Here is a 23,909-nt window from a genome sequence, read left to right as displayed (position 1 = left end):
TTTTTCATAATAAATAAACCTCTTCTTAATCTATTTACAAAAATAATTTCCAAGACTATTTTTATTTTAAATAATAAAAACTCCCTTAATTCCTTAAGGGAGTCCTGCAATTGAATCCATATTATCTGTATTAGGGACAGCTTGTGCTATACCCGATGTATTTACACTTTGCCCCATATTTGTTCCTGTTACAGTACCAGCAGGAGTGCCTCTTGTATATGTTGTCGTCACCGAATCGCCCGGCTGTAAACAAAGCTTCGTCTCCGTCCCTATTACTGTAACAACATCAATCCAAGTGCACCCCATTGAACCACTATATGATTTCGAAGCAGTAAATGAAGTATCACTCAAATTATCACCGGTAAATATATTTCCAGTGTTATTCACAATAACAAATTCTTTTATATGAGCAGGCATAATTACACTCTACCTTTCCTCTATGAACCTAATGTACGTGTGCTCGTTGCTAATGGCGGAAGAAACACTGATGTTCTAATGACTGCTTCTGGCTGTCTTTTCCCATTTAAAAAAATAGCCGCACTCGATCCCCCAGCACCTGCATATAATTTTGCCACAGCTAAAGGTGAGAGATCATAACAGTCACCGACATTAACAGCTCCTGTATTATTAATAATTTTTACTTGACGCAAATTAATCCCCATTTCCCCCTCCTCCTTTTTTATACTGTATGCAAAAGAAAAAAACTTGAAACAGACTCGTTTCAAGTTTTTAGCTATTAACTATTTCGTTTCACCTTCATATTGAAGCATACCGCCAACCATGTTCACTGTTTTAAATCCTTGCTCATTTAAATAATGACATACATTTTCACTGCGCATTCCTGAACGACAAATAAAGATATATTCATTCTCTTTATTAAAGAAATCTACTTTATGTGGGATATCGCCCATTTTAATATGTACAGCTTCTGGAATCTTTCCTGCTGCTACTTCTTCATCTTCTCTTACGTCTACTAAAAATAACGTTTCTCCATTTTCTAAACGCTCTTGTACCTCTTCTGTAGTAATTGTTTTAACTTCTGTCATATGTAGTTCCTCCTTATATACAATAAAACCTTTAGTTTCTTTTTCACAAACATTCTCTACCAATTTTAGCACGCAAAAGAAAGAACGCAAAGAATCGAAAAACTATTTCTCAATTTTCTCGCAAAACTTATTCTTTACAAACATAACTAGCACATTGTATCCTCAATATACTTGTTTTATGAAAGGAGTCGATTAAAATGACACTTTTTCTTTTCATTATGGGCATTGTGTTCTTACTCGCTGCAATTATTGCTCTTAGTATGAAAAATAATAGAAAAATAAAATCCCCACAAGAAATGTCATTCTTATTTCTATTGCTTAGCATAGCGTTTTTCGGTATAGCAATCGCTACATATATTTTCCGTCTACAAATCATGTAAAAAAAGGTGCCTACTACAAACATTGCACCTTTTCCCCATCATTTGTCTTCTACACAAAACTAGATACTTTCCGATTCAAAAATTCATAAACTTTCTTTTCAAATAAATGAATATCAAATGCTCCTGCCATATGCCCATTTATACTTTCTATCTCATACACTTCCGCATACTTCCCTTGTTTTTGTAAAATATCTACCATTTTATAATTATAACGAGACGGCTGAAGCAAATCTTGTTTACACGGAATCATAAGTACATTCGCTTCTATGTTAGAAAGAGATTCTTCTAGTGAAGAAAACCCCTGTGCAATATCATGCAATAAAACTGCCTTCGCGGTATACATCCATGAATTTGCATCTACTAACTCTATACTTCTATATGTCGCTGTATTTATCTCTTTTTCAAATGATGTTAATGTAGAAAACTTTTCATAAGGTTCTATCTCGATACTATTACGAGGAAATGCCATTTCATAAAAATGCTCATCAAACGCATTCATAAACATCATTCTACTCGCTAAATGAAGCCCCTTTATAGGCTGCTCTTCTCCATATTTTCCATCTTTCCAACTTGGATCCAGTTGAATTGCCTCAATCGCATTTTGCGCTACGTTTACTGACGTAATAATTGGATTTTGTGGGTTCGTAATAACGCCAATCATCCGCTCTACCATATGTGGATAGTGAACCGCCCATTGTTGTGCAATCATTCCCCCCGCCGACGGTCCGATTACAGCGTGTAACCTTGAAATTCCCATACCTTTTATTAACTCATATTGCATACGAGCTACATCAAGAAATGTAAAAACCGGAAAATCCATAGCATATTCTTCTCCAGTTTCTAGATTAATCGATTTCGGTCCTGTTGTAATCACATATGGATTCCTCGCCTGCACATTACAAAGGTTATCCGTACATATAACAAAATACTTATTTGTATCAATTGCTTTCCCAGGTCCAATGAGCCCATCCCACCAACCAGACTCCTCATCATGCACTGTATATTTTCCTGCCGCATGACTTGTTGCACTAAAATAATGACAAACCAAAATCACATTTGACCTTTCTCTATTTAACGTACCATATGTCTCGTATCCCATTTGAACAGGAATTTCTCTGCCATTTTCAAACGCAAACTCTTTTAAAACAAATTTCTCTTTTTTTACAATTTGCACAGACTCTCCCTCTCCCCGTTATAGTATGAACTGCTTACTAAAGACTTTTTTCTGTGCAAACTAATCTCCTTCTTCTTTTCATAAATAAATGAATAATATACAAAATTAGCCACAAAATAGCACTATATTACAAGATTAAAGAGGGCGTACATATGATTTGGAATTGGTTACGTAAGAAAAAAAAATCAAATACACCAGAAGCAAACGAAACAGATAACTGGGAGCAGCATTCTAACAATCAAGAGGGTGATAACGAAGAACAGACTAGAAGTATGAAACATAATAAGGGTAAAAATAACGAGCAAAAAGATTCCTCTCAGGATAAGCAACAAAGCGCTAAGCAAGAGAATTCCTCTCAGGATAAGCAACAAAGCGCTAAGCAAGGTGATTCCTCTCAGGATAAGCAACAAAGCGCTAAGCAAGGTGATTCTTCTCAAGATAAAAAACAAAATACTAAGCAAGATGAACCTTCTCAAAGTAAGCAACAAAGCTCTGGAGGTAATAGTATTTATGACTTTACAAAACCAGAAAAAGACCGTATTCATTCCCTACAAGATTTAATAGAGAAACTTAAAAAGTCTAGTGATTTTATTAATTACCATACATCTGACGATGAAACGATGCCTTATTGGATTTCTTACTATCGCCCTTCACTTGATGGAGAGAAATTACAGAAATATTTAATGCCTACTCTTTTAGAGAAACCTTGTGCTTCTCTAGAACAACTAAAAGAACATATTCCGATGAGCGGCATTACAATTACGAACGATTTACAAAAAATTGAGGATATGGTTTTAAAGGGGCATGCAATCATTCAATTAAATCAGCAAGATCAAAAATGTATGCTTGCAAACATTGCAATTGATAATTATCGTGCGCCAACCCCTCCTTTAAACGAATCAACTGTTATTGGTCCGCAAGAAGGTTTCGTAGAGGATATTGATACAAACATTAATTTAGTTCGAAAACGTCTTCCTGTTTTGGATTTACAAACAAAAGAAATGATTATCGGCGAGTTTTCCAAAACAAAAGTTGTCATGATGTATTTAGACAACCTCGCTGAAAAAGATAATGTAGATTTTCTAGAAGAATCATTACGCGCTCTTGAGTATGATCAAATTAATGATAGTGCTTATATACAAGAATTGATGGGTGAAAAATCAATCTTCCCTCTCTATATCAATACAGAACGCACTGATAGAGTTACAAAAGCACTAATTGATGGAAAAATCGCTATTTTCGTTGATGGTTCTCCAAGTGTTTTACTAACACCTGTATCCTATTTCGATTTTTTCATTTCACCAGAAGACTATAACGTCTCCTGGATGTACGCTACATTTTCAAGGATTTTAAGATTAATTGCCGTTCTATTTTCAATTTGCGCTACACCGTTATACGTTGCAGTTTTAAATTATCATTATGAACTTATTCCAAGTGATTTACTTGAAACTTTGATTTTATCAAGGGCACAAGTACCATTCCCACCTTTAATTGAAGCGCTCTTTTTAGAACTTGCAATTGATTTATTAAGAGAAGCCGGCGCAAGGTTACCAATGAAAGTTGGTCAAACGCTCGGTATTGTAGGCGGTATCGTAATCGGGCAAGCATCTGTACAAGCTGGTTTAACGAGCAATATTTTATTAATTATCGTTGCCTTATCAGCACTTGCTTCCTTTATTACACCTATTTATAAAATGGGTAACGCTGTTCGATTACTACGCTTTCCTTTTCTTATGTTTGCAGAAATAGGCGGATTGTTCGGGATTTCTCTTGGATTTATCTTCTTATTTACTCATCTATTCAGGCTTACTTCTTTACGCAAGCCGTACGCTTTGTTTTATCCAACAAGACAACAATCTGTTAAAGATTCTTGGATTCGTTTTCCTTTAACAATGATTGATACAAGAGATGTACAAGCAAGGCCACAGCATGTAAAAAAAGCAGCGAAAGGAATTTCAACAAAACATAGATCAGACTTTGATGATTAAGAAATGAGGTGCATTCGATGAGTAAAGTTCAAGAAAAATATCAAATATCTCCTGTCTTTGTTTTCTTCTTAATTCACGGTGCACAGTTCGGTGCTGGAGTTCTCGGATTCGCTCGAATTATCGCAAAAGCCGCTGGATACGACGGCTGGATGGGAGTTATAATCACAGGAATTTTCATCCATATTATTATATGGATGATGTATGTCTTATTAAAAGAAACAAATGGGAATTTAGTTGATTTACATCGGCAAACATTTGGAAAATGGCTAGGAAATGGCATTAGCATCATCTTTATGGCTTATTTTTTAATCGTTAGTATTTCAGTCATCCGAACATATGTTGAAATTATTCAAGTATGGATGTTTCCTACCGCTTCCACCTTTATGTTAACACTCTTTTTATGCTTAGTTAGCTATTACATTATCTCTTCTGGATTTCGTGTCATTACCGGTATTTGCGTCATCTCTGTTGGTGGTACATTAGGATATTTATTTCTAAGCTTATTCGTTTTGAAATATTCACATTGGGATAATTTACTACCTATATTCACACATTCTTTTTCAGACATTTTAAAATCCGCTCAACTGTCAATCTACAGTATGACCGGTTTTGAGATTTACCTCATGGTGTATCCATTTGTGAAAAAGCCTATGCAATCTCATAAATACGCTCAGCTTGGAGCACTATTTTCAAATCTTCTATATCTATTTAGTACCCTTTTAGCCTTTGCATTTTTTAGTGAGAAGCAATTGTTAAAAACAATATGGGCACAACTTTCTATGACCCAAGTCATTCAATTACCATTTATAGAAAGACTCGAATATATTGCAATTTCAGGCTATGCACTCGTTATTATTTCAAGTTTTATCCTCCCTTTATGGGCGTCAATGAGAGGAACTCATGAAATATTCCGTGTAAAACAAAGGGGTGTTTTAATTGCTTTTATCTTTATCACTCTCATTGTTTCGCAACTTTTAACAAACAGACACGATATTAATAACTTTATTAGTAATGTATCAAAAGTTAGTTTTTGGCTCATTTATGTATACATCCCAATCCTATTTATTATTGTGTGGGTGAAAAGAAAATGGAAAAAATCAAAAGCACAAGTAAATTAATACTTATTTCTTGTATAACATTCTTCAGTCTAACTGGATGTTTACAAAAAAATATTATCGATGATGTACAACTTATTCAAGGAAGCGTTTTTGATGTCGCAAAAGATAATAAAGTAAAAGTGACATTCGTTTGTCCCATTCAGAAAAAAGGAAATAAAGTTCAAGTTTTTGAAGGCAGTGCAAATGCGGTAAAACAAGTAAAAGCAGACACATCTTTAGAGTCTTCTCAACCATTTGCTAGCGGACAAATGCGTGTCGCTCTATATACAATAAGACTTGCCAAAACAGGAATGTCTACTTCATTCGATACATTACTTCGAGATGTGAATATAGGGAACGCTTTATATGCTGCTTTATTAGATGGGAATGGTACTGAACTTTTAAAAGGCAAATATTCGACTTCATACAACGTTGCAATTTATATAAAAAAATTGCTAGAACATAACATGGAGACCGGACCTTTACCAGCGGATAATCTACATATAGGAGCATTTCGCTATTATCAAGAAGGAAAAGACTACTATATTCCCATTCTAAAGAAGCATGGTGATAAAATAAAAATTACCGGAATTGGCCTTTTTAAAAAGGATAAATATATCGGTAAAATTGCGGAAAAAGATATGTTCATATTTAAAGGACTATTAGAGAAACATAAATTAGATTCACATGAATTTAAAACAGATTCTGCGTACGTAATGATTAATAATATTCGTTCTGTTCCAACTTACGATATAAAAATTAAAAACGGAAAGCCTTCTTTTTTCATTAACGTTCGTCTTGATGCACGTATTCAAGAACTATCAAAACAAATTAACTTAGAAAATAACAAGAACACAAAAAACATTGAAAAAGATGTCCAAAAACAATTAGATAAACAAGCTGCTAAGTTAATTAAGCAACTTAAATCTTTAGGCGTCGATCCTCTCGGGCTAGGTGCAAAGTATAAGCAACATTATCGCCCATTCAAATTAGAAGAATGGAGACAAATGTATAAAGATGTTCCGGTTCATATAAAATACACCGTAAATATTACAAATTCTGGTGTCATTGAATGAGAAATGATTGAACTCCTCTCTCCAGCATGATACAACGGAGAGAGGAGTTTTTTTATTATCAAATAGAGAGAGAAGATATTTATGGGGGAGCTTATGTCTAAAAAATTAGTAAAGCCTATTTTAAATGGTATTTTATTTCTCGGCGTCTTTTTATTTGCTCATACATACTTAAAAAATGTTTCCTTCACACGTTACTTGCTTGTCGTTATACCAATGTTACTGGTCGGTATTTTTGGCATCGATCTTATTTCATCCCTTTTAATAAAAAAAGAAGAATAACGAGCGAACATCTTATTTCGATAAGATGTTCTTTTCATTTCATAATCACCTTATGTTACAATAAACTTCGGCATAACGTAAGAAAGGATGAAACAACATGACAAACGAAAAAGGTTTAGATAAAGGATACGAACTTGTTGCGAAAATGCATGAAGTATTCGGACATCCTGTGACAAATACTCCAACAAAATTAACAGAAGAGCGTGCAAAAATCCGTGCAAGTTTTATGCAGGAAGAACTAGAAGAATTTCTAGAGGCTACGACTGTTGAAGATCAATACGATGCACTGATTGACCTTATTTACTTTGCATTCGGCACGTTTGCAGAAATGGGCGTACGTCCAGATAAAGGATTCGAAATTGTAAACAACGCCAACATGGCAAAACTATTCCCTGATGGGAAGCCTCGATTCCGTGAAGGCGATGGCAAAATTCTAAAACCAGAAGGCTGGCAGGCACCAGAGCCGCAACTTCGTGCTGAAATTGAACGTCAGCGTCAAGAAGCTGAAAAAAACTGCTAGGATTTCCTAGCAGTTTTTTATTATGTCTTTTTTCTGCCAATCATTAATGACCCACGTGCCCCGCGTGTCCTGCCGCTCCACTAATACTAGCTGCTCCTGCTGCTGCCCCTGCTCCTCCTGCTCCAATTCCACCTGTCCAAGGAGAAGATTGTTGCTGTTGTTGATATTGCTGATATTGTTGGTGCTGTTGGTGGCCTTGATGACCGTGTTGACCGTGTTGACTGTGTTGACTGTGTTGGCCTTGGTGATGGTGTTGACCTTGGTGGTGATGTACTTGTTGCCCCTGATGACCATGGTGGCCATGTTGACCTTGATGATGGTGTTGACCATGGTGACCATGTTGGCCTTGATGCGTTTGATAAAGAACAGCTTGCGGATGAATGTGGTGGTGTCCGTGGTGATGTACTTGTTGTTGGTGATGACCTTGCTGGTGATGATGGCCTTGGTGACCGTGTTGCCCTTGATGGTGGTGATGTCCATGGTGGCCATGTTGACCTTGATGGTGGTGATGTCCATGGTGGCCATGTTGACCTTGATGGTGGTGATGTCCATGGTGGCCGTGTTGACCTTGATGGTGGTGATGTCCATGGTGGCCGTGTACTACTTGCGGATATCCACCTACTCCTCCTGCTACAACACCTACTCCCGGTACAGGAAATCCTGTCTGTACTCCTCCAACGAAAGATGGAAATGCAGTTGGTACGCCTACTGGTACTCCTCCTGCTGCTCCGCCAACAAATGTCGGGATTCCAGTTTGCACTCCGGCTACCGATGATGGAAATCCTCCTGTTAATGTTGGAATTCCAGTTTGTACACCAGCTACTGATGTAGAAAAACCTCCAGGTGTTCCGCCCATCCAGCTCGGAATTCCACCGTACCCTTGTTGTCCTCCTCCCATTAACATCATTTGTTCATAACTATCCGATCCACCCCCAAAGAAACCATGTGGTGCATTATTGTCGATCCCTTTCATTCCTTTCACCTCTTCTACTCAATTTTACCTACCTTTTTTATCATATTTCCTAGTGAAGAATAGGTGTTTGTCTTTATAAGAATTCCTCAACAAACAAATTAAAGGAAAAGATGCGAAACGTCTTTAAAGTAAAATTTTTTATAAATTGAAAACTTATATAAAAGTGATCCAAAGATTATTTTTTACACAAAAAAGCTCAGAGTATACATACTCTGAGCTTTCATTTAGAATAAATTAGTTTGCAACAACGTTAACAAGTTTTCCAGGAACAACAATTACTTTACGAACTGTTTTCCCTTCAATTTGGTCTTGAATTGCTTCAAGTGCAAGTTGTTCCATTTCTTCTTTTGATGCGTCTTTACTCATTGTTAGTTTTGCGCGAACTTTACCCATAACTTGAACAACGATTTCAACTTCATCTTCTACAAGTTTAGACTCATCAAATGTTGGCCAGCTTGCATATGTGATTGTTTCATTGTATCCAAGTTTGCTCCATAGCTCTTCCCCGATGTGAGGTGCAACTGGTGCAATCATTTTTACGAAACCTTCTACATATTCTTTCGGAAGTGTTTCAGCTTTGTATGCATCGTTGATGAATACCATCATTTGAGAAATCGCTGTGTTGAAGCGAAGTTCTGCATAGTCTTCTGTTACTTTCTTCACTGTTTGGTGGTAAGCTTTTTCAAGTTCTTTATTTGGTGCATCAGTAATTTTCTCACTTAATTCACCGTTATCTTGAACGAATAGACGCCATACGCGGTCTAGGAAACGACGAGCTCCGTCAAGACCATTTTCAGACCAAGCGATTGAAGCATCTAATGGGCCCATGAACATTTCGTATAGACGAAGTGTATCTGCACCGTGGCTTGCTACGATATCATCAGGATTTACAACGTTACCTTTTGATTTACTCATTTTCTCGTTGTTTTCACCTAGAATCATACCTTGGTTGAATAATTGTTGGAACGGTTCTTTCGTTGGAACTACACCGATATCGTATAATACTTTATGCCAGAAACGAGCATATAGTAAGTGAAGTACAGCGTGCTCCGCCCCGCCGATATAAATATCAACTGGAAGCCATTGTTTTACTTTTTCAGGATCTACAAGTGCTTCGCTATTGTTTGGATCGATGTAACGTAGGTAATACCAACAGCTACCAGCCCATTGCGGCATTGTATTTGTTTCACGACGACCTTTTTTACCAGTCTCAGGATCTACAACATTTACCCACTCGTCAATGTTAGCAAGTGGTGATTCACCTGTACCTGAAGGACGGATGTTTTCTGTTTTCGGAAGAACTAATGGCAATTCTTCTTCTTTCACAGCTGTCATTGTGCCATCTTCCCAGTGAATTACTGGAATTGGCTCACCCCAGTAACGTTGACGGCTGAATAACCAGTCACGTAGACGGTACGTTACTTTTTGATTTCCTGCGCTCGTTGCTTCAAGCCATTCAATCATTTTTGCGATTGCTTCTTCTTTATTTAATCCATCAAGGAATGCTGAGTTTACGTGTGCACCATCACCTGTGTACACTTCTTTCGTAATATCTCCGCCTTTTACAACTTCCTTCATTGGAAGATTAAATACTGATGCGAATTCATAGTCACGCTCATCGTGAGCTGGAACTGCCATTACAGCACCTGTTCCGTAAGTTGCAAGAACATAGTCAGCGATCCAGATTGGTAATTTCTCACCGTTTACTGGGTTAACTGCGTAAGCACCAGTGAATACACCAGTTTTCTCTTTCGCAAGTTCTGTACGCTCTAGGTCACTCTTCATTTTTACAGCGTTAATGTAAGCTTCTACCGCTTCTTTTTGTTCTGCTGTTGTAATTTCTGCAACAAGTGCATGTTCCGGAGCAAGTACACAGTATGTTGCACCAAATAGTGTATCAGGGCGCGTTGTGAACACCGTGAACTTCTCGTCTGTACCGTCGATATTGAAGTGTACTTCTGCACCTTCAGAACGACCGATCCAGTTACGTTGCATATCTTTTAAGCTTTCAGGCCAATCAAGCTCATCTAGATCTTCTAATAGGCGATCTCCGTAAGCTGTAATTTTTAACATCCACTGTCTCATCGGACGACGCTCAACTGGATGTCCACCGCGCTCACTCTTACCGTCAATGATCTCTTCGTTTGCAAGTACTGTACCAAGTGCTGGGCACCAGTTTACAGGTACTTCATCAACGTAAGCTAAACCTTTTTCAAATAATTTCAGGAAGATCCATTGTGTCCACTTATAGTAGTTTGGATCTGTTGTATTTACTTCACGGTCCCAATCGTAAGAGAAACCTAATGATTTAATTTGATTACGGAATGTATTAATATTATGCTCTGTAAATTCTGCTGGGCTGTTTCCAGTATCAAGTGCATATTGCTCTGCTGGAAGACCAAATGCATCCCATCCCATTGGATGAAGAACGTTATACCCTTGCATACGCTTCATACGAGATAAAATATCTGTCGCTGTATAACCTTCTGGATGTCCTACGTGTAAGCCTGCACCTGATGGATATGGGAACATATCTAGTGCATAAAATTTTGGTTTTTCTGTCTCATCTGGCGTACGGAATGTTTTATTCTCTTCCCAGTACCCTTGCCACTTCTTCTCAATTTCTTGATGATTAAAGCTCATGAGATACCCTCCTTGAAATTCTGTTTATTTTCACCGCCCAAAATACAAAAAACCTCTCATCCCTAGAAAGGGACGAGAGGTTATAGATTCCCGCGGTACCACCCTAAATTAATGTAAAAATATACATTCGCTTAGATCCGTAACGTGGATTAACGGCAATTGCTACTATTAGTTTCACAACTGCAACTCAAAGGCGAGTTCATAACGAAACGTGGATTGACTTGCACCGACCGTCAACTCTCTAAACCAGCTTCTATTACTACTACTCCTTCTCACTGTTATTACACATATAAGTTAAGTGAACTATCCTTCACCTAGTATCTCTTAAGAGCTTACTTAAAGCGAGGACTTCTCGGTTAATCGTTACTCTTAATAACTAACGAATTCATCTTAAGACAGCCGAGCTATCTCCCTTGTTCTAAAGGTTGTTTTATTTAAATATATTCTAAAACATGTGAACATGTTCCGTCAAACTAAACTGCAATTTTTTCTTCAACTGTTTCTTCTACTTTTACTCGTTTATCATAAATACTCGTTGCTATAAGCGCTACTACAAGCATTACCATGATTGCTATAAACAATACTTCCATATTGTATAAATCCACAATTGCTCCGCCAACGACCGGCCCGAACATTTTCCCTACAGTCGCCGCACTATTTACGACCCCTTGATAAAACCCTAATTTATCTTTTGGTGCAAGTATATTTGCAATCGTTGGAACCGCAGGCCATACAAATAGCTCACCAATTGTTAATGTTACCATCGCAACGAGGAACATCGTAAATTGCTGCGCTTGACTTAACACAATGAATGACGCCGCAAAAATGAAGATTCCAATCATAATTTGCTGTTTTAAAGAACGCTTCATCCAACGAATTAGCATACTAACAAGTGGCTGCGCACAAACAATCATCGCTCCGTTTATCGTCCATAATAAACTATAGTGACGAAGGCTAATATTCAATTCTTGCATATGTGTTGCAATCGCTCCTTGCCACTGTACGTATGTAACCCAGCATAAAGCATATGCTACACACACGATAAGAAGTGCTTTAAATCCAGGTGTAAGTGACCACCCTTTTTTCGTTTCGACTTCTTTTTGCACTCCTGGCTCTTTCTTGTCTTCCATACCACGGAATCCGATAAAAGCAATTAAGAAGAAAACAAAGTATAAAATAAAGTTCGCTAAGAAAATATAATCAAAACGATATGAAGCAACTAAACCACCGCACGCTGTTCCAATCGCAATACCAACGTTTTGTCCAACATACATCGCATTAAACGCTCGTCTTCCGCCCTCTGGCCAAACCGTACCAACCATCGCGTACATCGATGGGAAGACCATCCCAGAACCGAAGCCGATTAACGCTAGCCACACAACATATAACGGCCAACCGTGGAAGAACACAAGACCTAAAATCGATACAAGTGTAATGACAATCCCTACTAAAATTGATTTATAACCGCCCCATTTATCAAATAAAACACCGCCGAGCAAGTTTCCGATTACACCAGTAAGCGAGTTGATCATTAATACCATTCCGGCCACAGATAAAGATTTGCCTAGGTGATCATGCAAATAAATTGTATTAAAAGGCCATAAAAAAGAAGCACCCGTGACATTAATAATCATCCCAGCTACTAATAGCCATACTTTCCTTGGCATAGTTTCCCCTCCTATTCTATTTTTTTCGTTCATATATATAACAGTAAAATTGTAGTCGTTTTTAAATAGGAAGGCAACTGATTAATAGTTGATGAAATTCAGATAATGGTTTGACGGTAAATGAAATTATATTTATCCCTGCTTGAAAATATATCAGCGATTTTGGAAATATATCGACCGCAACTCAAAATAGATCAGCGATTTTTCAATTATATCGACCACAACTTGAAATATATCAGCGATTATTAAAATATATCAACTTACCGACAAAAAGCGACAACAGTAACAATATATAAAAGGGTAGACTGCATGAAATTTTCATGCAGTCTACCCTTATTTATACTATCCAACTTCTTTTTCTCGCTTCGCACTTTCTTTAGCGCTCCATTTAAATATTTTATCTAATAAGGAATATATTCTCCCAGATTCTTTCGTTAACAAAGGTCCTAACGATGCTAATATTAAAACATACAAAGCTGAGAATGGTTTAATCGTTGCCATTAAGCCGCCCGCAATTCCAATATTCGCGACGATAATGGAAAATTCTCCGCGTGATACAAGTGTTAAACCGATATTCGTAGAAGCCTTATGCGATAACCCAGCTTTACGCCCCGCTACCATTCCAGCAGTAAAATTACCGATAAGAGTAATGAAAACTGCTCCTAATGCCAACCACACTGCTCCCCCAAGCGAAAATGGGTCTATACTTAAACCGAAGCTGAAAAAGAATATAGCTCCAAAGAAATCACGAAATGGAACAACGAGCTGTTCAATTCGATCACTATGCTCTGTTTCAGAAAAGACGAGCCCCAATAATAATGCTCCAATTGCCTCCGCGACATGAATCGTTTCTGAAAATCCTGCTACAAAGAATAAAATAGCGAATATTACGATAATGAAAATTTCATTGGACGAAATATCTAACATTTTATTTAAGAATCGTGTAGCTTTTCTAGCAACTACAAAGAATAGTAGCATATACCCTACTGCGATTAAAATAGATGTAAGAGCACCTACAAATGACGTTGCCCCTCCGAGTACTAATCCTGAAACGACTGATAAATATACTGCTAAAAAGATATCATCAAACATAATGATTCCTAAAATTAGCTCCGTCTCTTTATTACCAGATCTTCTTAAATCAACAATTACTTTCGCAACAATTGCACTCGATGAAATTGTTATGATCCCAGCAATAATTAATGTTTCTAATAAGGGGAAACCCATTATATATCCGTAAAGTAAACCTAATATAAAATTAAGCGATATATGAACAGTTCCCCCAAAAGCAATTGATTTTCCTGATTTAATTAATTTTTTAATTGAGAATTCTAAGCCTAAATAGAATAAGAGGAATATAACGCCAACACGGCCGAGGAAGGAAATAACTTCTCCGCTTTCAATAAATCTTAAATCGATAAGCCCTAAATCTGGCGCATGTGGCCCCACTAGCATACCGAGTATAATGAGAAACGGAATAATCGAGAACTTTAACTTTGCAGCGAGAATAGCTGCAAAAGCGACTAATACTAACGCAGTCCCAACTTCAAAGATTAAAGTATCCATCGATTATGAATCCCCTCCTACTGAAAGCAACTCATTAATAATTCTTTTTACTTCATGTCTTTCGCCTGATAATACGAGCATATCGCCAGCTTCAATGATAGAATCTGGGCCTGGATTAAAGAACTTCTTCATATTCTTTTTCAAAATGGCAATGATCGTTACATTATATGTGTTTCGGACATGTAAACTACCAATTGTTTTTTGTACGACTGGTGCATTATTTTCCACCTTAAACCACTCAATTGATAATCCTTCAAAGGCCATTTCAATCGTATCTAAAGCTTGTGGCCTATATACCATTCCGCCCAATATAGCTGCAATTTGTCTCGCTTCGGAATCACGAAGAGAGACGCTTGAAATACTCTCCTCATGATCAGCATCAAAATGGTACATTTCTCTTCGGCCATCATCATGAATAACGATAACCATCTTTTCATTACCTTTTGTAATCACTTCAAACTTACATCCAATACCCGGCAGTTCACTCTCTCTAATATTCATATTTTCCGCCTCCTAATTTTTTTAGTTACGGCTTTTATAAATCGACATCAATCTCCGTTTTAAAGGTCTCATCCTTTGAGATGCCTAAATACTTTAGCGTCTCTGATGGAGTCGCGTGATGGAAATGTTTTTGCAATAACGCAATCGCTATCCCTCTTTTGTACGCATGAAATCCAAACGTTTTTCGCATTGAATTTGTTCCGATCTTACCAACAACTCCAACTGCTTCTGCAGCATTATGAATTACACGATACGCTTGTTGGCGCGTAATTGAATTTGGCGTTTTATTAGATTGAAATACGTAATTTTCTCTTTTAACGCCAATAGATTGTACGTAATCTAAAAGCGCTTCTTTTACTTTTGTATTTAAATAAATATCTTGTTTAAATTTTTCATCTTTCACAGGAAGAGTATAAAACTCTTTAACAGTCCCGTCTTCATTTAATACCTCTTCAAATTTCATACTAAGTAGTTCTGTAATTTTTAATCCTGTGTTAATTCCAATAACAAATAAAAGATAATCTCGCTGGGAGTGCTCTTTTAAATATTTTTTCATAGCCTCAATTTGGCTTATATCTTTTAATGCCTCTACAACTTCCATACATGTATTCTCCTCATCTTATGAACGGTAATTTTCTCATTATGTTGTCCATTTTACCTTATCATGCTATGAGATTTCCATGTGTTATCCATTATTTTCACAATATACTCAGGTGGTTCTGAAAACTTTCAATGTGGAAACTTACGATTGTATAAATACGTTGCGGTAAAAAAATGTGGGGATAAAAGTTCAGCTTCTTTCTACAGATTGGATTCCTCCTTTCCTTATACAGCTACTTCTACTTTTATATTACGTTACTTATTTACATTATATTATATATTTCAGTAACATTAAAGTGTTTTTTCTGAAAATAATAAAAACCGAGCGTTTTTGCTCGGTTTTTATTATTAATCTTCTTTCGGAAGAACAATTCCTTTATACAATTGAACTGTAATAAGGTAATAAATCGTGTAAATAACTACGAAAATTACGATTGGTATCCAAATACGGAAGTACGGATCGACTAAAATAAATCCGAAAATATTCATACCAACTAATACGTGAGCGATACCCACAATTGCTGGGAATAAGAATACTAAGAATAACTCTTTATAAATTGATTTCGTTAATAATTCACGGCGTACACCGATTTTACGGAGCATTTGATAACGCGTAATATCTTTTGATGCACCAGAAAGAATTTTAAACATAAGACAACTTGCCATCATTGCTAAGAAAGCAATTCCAAGGAAGAAGCCCATAAATACTGTTCCACTCGCAATACCGTAGAACATGTCATACACTTGATATTTACTATTCATTTGCTCAGCTTTTACATTTTTATATTTAACTAGCTGCAACTCGTCAATTTTTTTCCATTCTTTTGTGTATGCTACGAAATCGTCTGTTTTTCCAGTAAATACGATTCCCTCTTTACCATTTACAGTATCGTACATTTTTTGATCCACAATTTTAATAGCACGATCTTGGTATATATAATATGGTTGGATTGTTCTAAATACCTCATCCCATTCTTCAGGCATTGCTTTTTCATTTTGATCTTGCTCTGATCTCACTCCTGCTACTGTACCTACTGGAGCTTCTCCTGAAACTTCTTTATATTTACCGAAACTTTCTTTACCCACACCATCTCGAATAAATGGCTTATGTTTCTCTAAATCTTCTTTTATATAATAAATATATTTGTCGTCTACTTTATAACGGTACTCAGATTTATTTTTGAATGATATACCATCTAAAATTTTCTTCTCTTCAGCCGTAGGATTATGAACAATCGAATCATAAATTTCAAATCCATCAACCGTTTTGATAACGTTATTTTTAAACGCCATACCACCTGAAATCGCACCAGCTCCAAGAGCAACTAACATCGCTACTGTTGCAAGTACTTTCGTTAAGCTATTAATACGGAAATTTAATTGTGCAAATGTAAAAGCATTAAGTCCTTTTTCACTACGCTTTTTATTACTTTTTAACTTTTTAATAATGACTGGAAGAAGTGATCCAAATAGCATGTAAGTACCAGCTGTTGTTGTAATTAATGCAATAAGGATTCCCATCTCTCTTAATTTTTCCATATAAATCATTGATGCATAGCCAATTCCTAATAAAATAACCGCTAGGAATGCAACTAAACCTGTCATTTTTCCTTTTACTGCAACACGTTCTGTTTGTGCATCTGCATGTACAAGTTGCAATACAGAAATACGAGATAATTTAATACTATTCATAATTGCTGATAATACAAATAGTGCAAAGAAGAAAATGCAAGTAACTGTCATAGATGGAAGGTAAAACGATTTATAGCCTTCACCAGCAAATTCTAATTGTTTCATTAATAATTGTCCGATACCCTCTGCAAGTCCTACACCAACTATAATACCAATCGCAAGAGACGCAGCGCCTAATACGATTGTTTCAATAAACATAAGTAATGTAACTTTATGCTTTTTTGCTCCTAACATCATATACATACCAAACTCTTTTTGACGAAGAGATAGTAAGAAAGAGTTCGCATATAAAATATAGAAGAACGTTATAATAGCGAGTAAAAATGAACCTGCTTGGAATACAAATCCAATTGATTGAATAACTGAGTTAGATTCGATAAACGTTTTATTCAGCGCTAACGTTTGAAACATATAAAAAATTGAGATAGACATGACAAGACCGACAAGTAATACGATATAATCTTTCAGCTTACTTTTCAGCCCTGACATGGAAAGTTTGAATAACATGCTCTAGAACCTCCTTTCTTACGCTTTTTGTGTACCTAAGTCCGCAAGCACATCTAAAATTTCTTTATAAAACTCTTCACGTGTACCGCCGCGGTGAATTTCTTTATATAGCTCACCATCTTGAATGAATAAAATGCGCTGACAGTAACTTGCACTATACGGATCATGTGTAACCATCATAATAGATACGCCTTGATCTTTATTTAAGTTTGTCATCGCATCAAGTAAACTCGTTGCATTTTTAGAATCAAGCGCTCCTGTTGGCTCGTCCCCTAAAATAATTGCAGGCTCATGTACTAACGCACGTGCTGCTGCTGAACGTTGTTTCTGTCCACCAGATACTTCAGATGGATACTTTTGAAGAATTTCTGTAATCCCTAACATATCCGCTACTTTTTCTACTTTCGGTCCAATATTACGTGACGCGACACCTTGAAGAGATAATGGAAGTGCGATGTTTTCATAAATAGATAAGTTCTCTAATAAGTTAAAGTCTTGGAAGATGAATCCTAATTTTTGTGAACGGAAATCAGAAAGCTCACCTTGCTTCATTTTCGTAATATCCGTACCCGCAATTTCAACAACGCCGCCCGTTGCTTTATCAAGCGTTGAAATTACATTTAATAATGTCGTTTTACCAGAACCAGATGGTCCCATAATTCCAACAAACTCACCCTCTTGAATTGAGAATGACACACCTTTTAACGCGTGTGATTGGTTCTCACCTTTTTTACCGTACACTTTTTGAACGTTTTTCACGTCTACAACTGGTTTCGTCATATATATCCTCCTACGCTTGTTTTTCCATTACCTATTTTGCGCCTTTTGGAGGTGAACTGCTATTTGTTAACATTACATTTACCTTACACTTTTGTAATATAAAAAAGGTGTGCTTGTAAGTTTGGCTTTTACTACTTTTAATATTAGTGACATATTGAGTCGGCAAATGAAATTATATCAGCGATTTTCAAAATATATCGGCACAACTACAAAAGCTGAAAATAAAAATAGGCTGTTCCACAAAAGGAACAGCCTACTTCTCTCTTTATTTCTTTAAAGGTGTTACCGTCCAGTACGTAATAACACGCCAAATCCATTCTAATGGACCCATTTTAAAGATTTTCATCCAAATTACGCTACATACAATTTGAATTACATAAATTGCAATACACACATATAACGTCTGCATGTAAGTTAAGTTTTCTGCAAAGTTAAATACACTTCCTGCGATTAAAATCATTGCAGTTTGTCCAATATAATTCGTTAAAGCCATTCGGCCATAATACTTCAGTGGTGCTAACAATGTTTGAACTGATTTTAATTGAAGTAATAAAATTAATGCTCCAACATAGAAAGCTGAAATAATCGGTCCAACTGTAACACCAATTTTTAAAAATTGGCTTGCAGCATTCATTGTTCCATCCTCATTCTCAAGTATCATATTTATAAATGGTTCAGCAGGAACGTGCCCATATTGATACCATACAGCTATGACACTTAAAACAAACATAATACCTGTAAAAACAGCGACTTTCTTTATATTTTGCGCAAGGTTTTCAAATACACGATATTGTCCTGCAGCAAGCCCTAATAAAATTAAGCCAAGTGGTAATAGTTCTTTAACTCCCATTACACTGAAGGCAATTGTCAAAATAAGTCCTAGTACTAGGTTCACTTCTTTTTTCGCTTTATAAAACGGTAAAACGATTAACCCACAAATTGCGTATAACGCTAGTGCTTCTCCAGGCTGAAACATTTGATGAATTAAACCAAAAATAAATAATGCTACTAAGCGACGTAAAAATAAAACATAGCCATTTTTCCCTTTCGCAATTGCTCTTGTAATGAAGATATAGAATCCCACTCCAAATAAGAATGAGAAGATTGAGAAGAAACGACCTTCTACAAATAAGTATAGAAACCTTTGATAGCTCGCATCCACTGTATTAGGATCTGGGATTTTAATATGAAGTAGTGCAAGAATATTTACTAAAATAATCCCCAGTAATGCAAAGCCACGAATGTAATCTAATTCATCAATTCGCTTGTTTGTAATATTGTTCCCCATAAAGCAACTGCTACTAAAAATATAAACAAATGTATATTCTTAGAGTATTCCTGCTTCTACGTGCCCTGCCTCGCTAATCACTTGCTACTACAGTTTGCTGTGACACTCCACAGGCGTAAATTCCGATGTAGCCCACCGTACATATATACAATCTATTTACGTTAGTATTATATATTCTTTTGCTTGTAAAAGGTTGATCGCTGCGTTCAAATCTCTATCCATTACATTGCCACATTCACATGTATATACTCGGTCAGATAGCTTTAAATCCGCTTTCTTTTGACTGCAACATGAGCATAACTTTGACGATGGATAAAACCGGTCTACTTGACGTAATTCAATTCCATATTCCTCACATTTCGTCAAAAGCCACGTTTTAAAAGCAAAAAAAGACTGCTTGGCAATTGTTTTAGATAAATGTTTATTCTTCATCATACCTTTCACATTCAAATCTTCCACTGTAATAAACGTTGGCTTGGTTTTCACCACATTCGTTACAATAGACTTTACATACTCTATTCGAATATTCGCTAATCGAGCATGCAACTTTTGCACTCTAAGAACATTTTTATCTATATTCACTCTTTTATTAGTAACAGATTTTTCACCTCTCTTTTTTAGATTTTCAAATTTACGTGCTAAAGAGCGTTGTTCACGTTTTAACCGTTTTTCTATCTTTTTTACCTTTATTGTTTTGTTGATGTTTTCATGAACGATACCATCGCTACGTGTAGCAAAATCCTTCACTCCTAAATCAATCCCTAGACCTATTTTATTGAGTGCTAACTTTGTTGCCATTTCTTCCAATTCGCAAAGTACAGATACAAAATATCTTCCTGCTCTTTGATATACTGTGCCACTTTTTACAGTTGCATTTTTAGGGATATATCCATATTCTTTTAACCTTACCCAACCAATTGTAGGAACTTTGACCCTATGTCTTTCTACTGTCCAATCTGTTTTGTTGTTTTTAGGGAAGTAGCACTTCACATCTTGCTTCTTCTTTTTTTTATATTGCGGAAACTTAGATAAACCTTTAAAAAATCGCTTAAAAGCTTTATCTCCATTCATAATCGCTTGTTTTACCGCTTTGCTCGACACTTCTTTAATCCACTGGTCACACTCTTTTGTATGAATGTTGTTTAGCCATTTGGAAAAGTCATAGCCACTAAGAAATTTCCCCTCCGACTCATATGCCTCTTTATTTTTAGAGATATACAGGTTATATACATATCGACACACCCCAATAGTTTGTCGGATTTTACTAATTTGTTCAGTTGTCGGTTTGATTTCTATTAAATATGCTCTTTTCATAAGTCTCCATCCTCCGACATTTTCTTTTTGTATTTTCTCAACCCATATATTCTACAGCTAAATACATGAATGATAGATATTAAATCCTGAACAAGTTCTTCTTGAGGAGATAGTTTTTCATTGTTAACAATCATAATTTCCACTTCCATTTTATGAAGAAACTTTTCAAACCAATCATATCCAAAACGTACAAATCTATCTTTGTGTGCAATGATGATCGTCGAAATGTTTCTTTCCATACAACTGTCAATCAGTTTATTCCACTGTTTTCTTTTGTAGTTTAATCCGCTACCAATATCTTTGATAACTTCATCTACAATTATCCCTCGTGTATTTGCGAAACTCAACCTGATTTTCTAAATCATCTTTCTGACCTGGATTTGAATAACTACTTTGCCTACTTTTGTCTATGTTTTTGTTTACTGTTTCTTTCTCCTTGTCCAAAATTTAATCCTCCCTTACTCTACTGGAAAAGGACAATTACAACTATCGGCAAACCTTACAGGAATCTTACATTATTGTCATATAGCAAAATAAAACCAGGTCATATTGCGACCTGGTCTACTCTGATTGTTTCGATTTTTGAGGTTGTCCTTTTTTACTATTACGCTGTTTTACTTGAACAATCGGATCAAGTTCATTCGAAAACTCAGCGTTATGTCCATTTTGTGTTTTTTGTTCTGGGTTATTTTGATCTGAACGTTTCGCCATTACATTCACTCCTTATTAGTGCGGTGTAATAATCATTTGATGTTGCAATTGGCGAATTGCCATACGTGCTCTATTTAATTGCTCACGTTGCTCATCATTCGCATGTTGTTGCATCGTTTGTAAATCGTTATATGCTTGTTCTAATTGCAACTGCGCATCCGAATACTCCATCGTATTATAATGCTCTTGTCTCATACCTTGGTCTAATTGTTCTTTCGCATATTCCACCGCTTGTTCCGCTTGTGTAATATACGATTCAAGTGATTGACGCTCTGCCATAATTGTCCCTCCTTGCTTCAATTCCCCTTTAGTGTGTCCCTTCCTTATGAACCTTATGAGTATGTTATAATGGATTTTGTGTTATTTTGACTCGGCTTAGGAGGGAAAGTAATGAAGGTTCAAAACCCTTTTCCATATACAAACGACAATAAACGTTATCATACATGGAATTATCATTTACGAAATGAATTTGGTGAAAAAATCTTTAAAGTTTCATTAGATGCTGGCTTCGATTGCCCGAACCGTGACGGTACAGTTGCTTATGGCGGTTGTACATTTTGCAGTGCTGCTGGATCTGGTGACTTCGCTGGCGATCGCCGCGATGATGTTATAACGCAATATCATGAAATGAAAGAAAAAATGCGCTCAAAGTGGAAAGACGGAAAATGTATCGCTTATTTCCAGGCGTACACAAATACACATGCACCACTTGAAGTGTTAAAAGAAAAATTCGAACCGCTTCTAGCAGAAAAAGACGTTGTCGGTCTTTCTATTGCGACTCGTCCAGATTGTTTACCGGACGATGTTGTTGAATATTTAGCGGACTTAAATAAACGCACTTACCTTTGGGTTGAACTCGGACTACAGACTGTTCATGAACGTACTGCAAATCTTATTAATCGCGCTCACGATTATCCGTCTTATGTGGAAGGTGTAAATAAATTACGTAAGCACGGCATTCGAGTTTGTTCTCATATTATTAACGGCCTTCCACTTGAAGATTACGACATGATGATGGAAACAGCTCGTGAAGTAGCGAAGCTTGACGTACAAGGAATTAAAATCCACTTACTTCACTTATTAAAAGGAACGCCAATGGTGAAGCAATATGAAAAAGGACAACTCGAGTTCCTTTCTCTTGAGGATTACGTAAGTCTCGTTGTTGACCAACTTGAAATTATTCCAGAAGACGTAATTGTGCACCGTATCACAGGTGACGGTCCACCTGATTTAATGATTGGCCCAATGTGGAGCTTAAATAAATGGGAAGTATTAAATTCCATCGATGCAGAATTTGTACGCCGCGGAAGCTGGCAAGGAAAATATGCAAATGAGGAGAAACAAAAATGAAATTAGAACGTGTATTACCGTTTGCTCGCACTCTCTTGCAAACAGCAGTAAAAGAAGGCGATTACGCTGTAGATGCAACACTCGGCAATGGGCATGACACTTGCTTCCTAGCTGAAATCGTTGGAGATAACGGAAAAGTATTTGGATTTGATATTCAAAAAGAGGCAATTGAAAGCTCAACAACTCGTCTAAAAGAAAAAGAACTTTTCGAACGTACTGTTTTAGTTCACGATAGTCACGATACACTTCTATCCGTATTACCAGAAGATGCAAAAGGAAAAGTAACAGGCGCAATTTTCAACTTAGGTTACCTTCCAGGCGGAGACAAGCATATCGTTACAAAACCGAACTCAACAATCTCAGCGATCGAACAATTATTAGAAGTAATGGCACCTGAAGGTATCATCGTCCTTGTTATTTACCACGGACACCCAGAAGGACAAGTAGAACGCGACGCTGTACTTACATTTGCCGAAGAACTAGACCAAAAACAAGCACACGTACTGCGATACGGCTTCATTAATCAACAAAATAACCCGCCATTTATTGTGGCGATTGAGAAGCGATAATATATCAACGATTTTTCAATTATATCTATCGTAACTCGGGATATATCAACGATTTTTTCGATATATCTATCATAACTTACAATATATCAACGATTTCTCGGATATATCGATTGTTCGACAAAACATAACAAAAAAAGACGTGCATTCACTGCACGTCTTTTTTTATTCTCCTATATAATGGATATATA

The 23,909-nt window shown here is 36.4% G+C and carries 24 protein-coding genes, 1 pseudogene and 1 other annotated feature; of the genes and pseudogenes, 8 read left to right on the top strand and 17 right to left on the bottom strand.

Going from position 1 to position 23,909, the window contains the following annotated elements; genetic code table 11:
• Positions 1–93: 93 nt before the first annotated feature.
• From CQ064_RS04660 to CQ064_RS04650, 3 genes are all read right to left on the bottom strand, one after another.
• The gene (locus CQ064_RS04660; RefSeq protein WP_001110855.1) at positions 94–417 is read right to left on the bottom strand and encodes a hypothetical protein; all 324 of its coding nucleotides are present in this window, start codon (positions 415–417) and stop codon (positions 94–96) included.
• Positions 418–437: 20 nt separating this feature from the next.
• Positions 438–662, bottom strand: a complete 225-nt coding sequence (locus CQ064_RS04655) for a spore germination protein (protein WP_000512472.1) — start codon at positions 660–662, stop codon at positions 438–440.
• Between the two features lie 78 nt (positions 663–740).
• Entirely contained in the window at positions 741–1,046 is a 306-nt protein-coding gene (locus tag CQ064_RS04650; protein WP_000141207.1) for a rhodanese-like domain-containing protein, read from the bottom strand.
• Between the two features lie 197 nt (positions 1,047–1,243).
• Here CQ064_RS04650 and CQ064_RS04645 point away from each other — a divergent pair, with 197 nt between their 5' ends.
• Complete coding sequence (locus CQ064_RS04645; protein ID WP_000171888.1) at positions 1,244–1,426, top strand: hypothetical protein; 183 nt, start codon at positions 1,244–1,246, stop codon at positions 1,424–1,426.
• A gap of 49 nt (positions 1,427–1,475) precedes the next feature.
• Here CQ064_RS04645 and CQ064_RS04640 read toward each other — a convergent pair whose 3' ends face one another.
• Positions 1,476–2,600, bottom strand: a complete 1,125-nt coding sequence (locus tag CQ064_RS04640; RefSeq protein WP_001167615.1) for a homoserine O-acetyltransferase family protein — start codon at positions 2,598–2,600, stop codon at positions 1,476–1,478.
• A gap of 152 nt (positions 2,601–2,752) precedes the next feature.
• Between CQ064_RS04640 and CQ064_RS04635 the strand changes: the two genes are divergently transcribed.
• The 5 genes from CQ064_RS04635 to CQ064_RS04615 all read left to right on the top strand — a co-directional run bounded on the left by CQ064_RS04635 (position 2,753) and on the right by CQ064_RS04615 (position 7,560).
• Positions 2,753–4,588: a spore germination protein gene (locus tag CQ064_RS04635; protein WP_105559638.1), complete on the top strand. Its 1,836-nt coding sequence runs from the start codon at positions 2,753–2,755 to the stop codon at positions 4,586–4,588.
• Positions 4,589–4,605: 17 nt separating this feature from the next.
• Positions 4,606–5,706: a spore germination protein gene (locus CQ064_RS04630; protein ID WP_000049082.1), complete on the top strand. Its 1,101-nt coding sequence runs from the start codon at positions 4,606–4,608 to the stop codon at positions 5,704–5,706.
• The gene (gene gerHC / locus CQ064_RS04625) at positions 5,676–6,761 is read left to right on the top strand and encodes a spore germination protein GerHC (protein WP_000411392.1); all 1,086 of its coding nucleotides are present in this window, start codon (positions 5,676–5,678) and stop codon (positions 6,759–6,761) included. Before CQ064_RS04630 ends, gerHC begins: the two co-directional genes overlap by 31 nt.
• Before the next feature lie 93 nt (positions 6,762–6,854).
• Complete coding sequence (locus tag CQ064_RS04620) at positions 6,855–7,040, top strand: hypothetical protein (RefSeq protein ID WP_000038781.1); 186 nt, start codon at positions 6,855–6,857, stop codon at positions 7,038–7,040.
• Positions 7,041–7,137: 97 nt separating this feature from the next.
• Complete coding sequence (locus CQ064_RS04615; protein WP_000180554.1) at positions 7,138–7,560, top strand: pyrophosphohydrolase domain-containing protein; 423 nt, start codon at positions 7,138–7,140, stop codon at positions 7,558–7,560.
• 43 nt (positions 7,561–7,603) lie between these two features.
• Here the strand turns inward: CQ064_RS04615 and CQ064_RS04610 are convergent, their stop codons facing one another.
• From CQ064_RS04610 to CQ064_RS04540, 13 genes and pseudogenes are all read right to left on the bottom strand, one after another.
• Positions 7,604–8,533 (bottom strand): hypothetical protein, encoded by a 930-nt coding sequence (locus CQ064_RS04610; protein ID WP_103568107.1) that lies wholly within the window; start codon positions 8,531–8,533, stop codon positions 7,604–7,606.
• Positions 8,534–8,767: 234 nt separating this feature from the next.
• The gene (gene leuS / locus CQ064_RS04605; RefSeq protein WP_000009460.1) at positions 8,768–11,176 is read right to left on the bottom strand and encodes a leucine--tRNA ligase; all 2,409 of its coding nucleotides are present in this window, start codon (positions 11,174–11,176) and stop codon (positions 8,768–8,770) included.
• Between the two features lie 65 nt (positions 11,177–11,241).
• Positions 11,242–11,461 (bottom strand) — a binding site (T-box leader).
• Positions 11,462–11,649: 188 nt separating this feature from the next.
• Complete coding sequence (locus CQ064_RS04600) at positions 11,650–12,843, bottom strand: MDR family MFS transporter (RefSeq protein ID WP_001137538.1); 1,194 nt, start codon at positions 12,841–12,843, stop codon at positions 11,650–11,652.
• A gap of 342 nt (positions 12,844–13,185) precedes the next feature.
• Positions 13,186–14,409, bottom strand: coding sequence for a cation:proton antiporter (locus CQ064_RS04595; protein ID WP_000380176.1), 1,224 nt, complete (start codon positions 14,407–14,409; stop codon positions 13,186–13,188).
• 3 nt (positions 14,410–14,412) lie between these two features.
• Positions 14,413–14,910: a cation:proton antiporter regulatory subunit gene (locus tag CQ064_RS04590; RefSeq protein ID WP_001026053.1), complete on the bottom strand. Its 498-nt coding sequence runs from the start codon at positions 14,908–14,910 to the stop codon at positions 14,413–14,415.
• Between the two features lie 34 nt (positions 14,911–14,944).
• On the bottom strand, positions 14,945–15,511 hold the full coding sequence (locus tag CQ064_RS04585; protein WP_000454224.1) for a tyrosine-type recombinase/integrase: 567 nt from the start codon (positions 15,509–15,511) through the stop codon (positions 14,945–14,947).
• Between the two features lie 347 nt (positions 15,512–15,858).
• The gene (locus CQ064_RS04575; protein ID WP_000897806.1) at positions 15,859–17,709 is read right to left on the bottom strand and encodes an FtsX-like permease family protein; all 1,851 of its coding nucleotides are present in this window, start codon (positions 17,707–17,709) and stop codon (positions 15,859–15,861) included.
• Positions 17,710–17,727: 18 nt separating this feature from the next.
• Entirely contained in the window at positions 17,728–18,489 is a 762-nt protein-coding gene (locus CQ064_RS04570) for an ABC transporter ATP-binding protein (RefSeq protein ID WP_000165837.1), read from the bottom strand.
• 265 nt (positions 18,490–18,754) lie between these two features.
• Entirely contained in the window at positions 18,755–19,777 is a 1,023-nt protein-coding gene (locus tag CQ064_RS04565; protein ID WP_000527699.1) for a DUF418 domain-containing protein, read from the bottom strand.
• Between the two features lie 156 nt (positions 19,778–19,933).
• Complete coding sequence (locus CQ064_RS04555) at positions 19,934–21,091, bottom strand: RNA-guided endonuclease InsQ/TnpB family protein (protein WP_000817275.1); 1,158 nt, start codon at positions 21,089–21,091, stop codon at positions 19,934–19,936.
• Positions 21,088–21,538: pseudogene (locus CQ064_RS04550) on the bottom strand (IS607 family transposase); the annotation flags it as partial. The pseudogene CQ064_RS04550 and the gene CQ064_RS04555, both read right to left, overlap by 4 nt.
• A gap of 114 nt (positions 21,539–21,652) precedes the next feature.
• The gene (locus CQ064_RS04545; protein WP_001129340.1) at positions 21,653–21,802 is read right to left on the bottom strand and encodes a hypothetical protein; all 150 of its coding nucleotides are present in this window, start codon (positions 21,800–21,802) and stop codon (positions 21,653–21,655) included.
• Positions 21,803–21,817: 15 nt separating this feature from the next.
• Entirely contained in the window at positions 21,818–22,081 is a 264-nt protein-coding gene (locus tag CQ064_RS04540) for a YtzC family protein (RefSeq protein ID WP_000840869.1), read from the bottom strand.
• Positions 22,082–22,192: 111 nt separating this feature from the next.
• Here CQ064_RS04540 and mnmL point away from each other — a divergent pair, with 111 nt between their 5' ends.
• Entirely contained in the window at positions 22,193–23,152 is a 960-nt protein-coding gene (mnmL, locus tag CQ064_RS04535) for a tRNA modification radical SAM protein MnmL/YtqA (RefSeq protein ID WP_000868033.1), read from the top strand.
• A complete protein-coding gene (mnmM, locus tag CQ064_RS04530; protein WP_000764492.1) occupies positions 23,149–23,721 on the top strand; it encodes a tRNA 5-(aminomethyl)-2-thiouridylate-methyltransferase MnmM in 573 nt (190 codons plus the stop codon). The genes mnmL and mnmM overlap by 4 nt, the downstream gene beginning before the upstream one ends.
• Positions 23,722–23,909: the final 188 nt, after the last annotated feature.

The sequence above is a fragment of the Bacillus sp. MYb78 genome (assembly GCF_002975115.1).
Taxonomy (GTDB): domain Bacteria; phylum Bacillota; class Bacilli; order Bacillales; family Bacillaceae_G; genus Bacillus_A; species Bacillus_A cereus.
The sequence above is the reverse complement of the archived record's forward strand: the minus strand, read 5'-3'. Positions and strand labels throughout refer to the sequence as shown.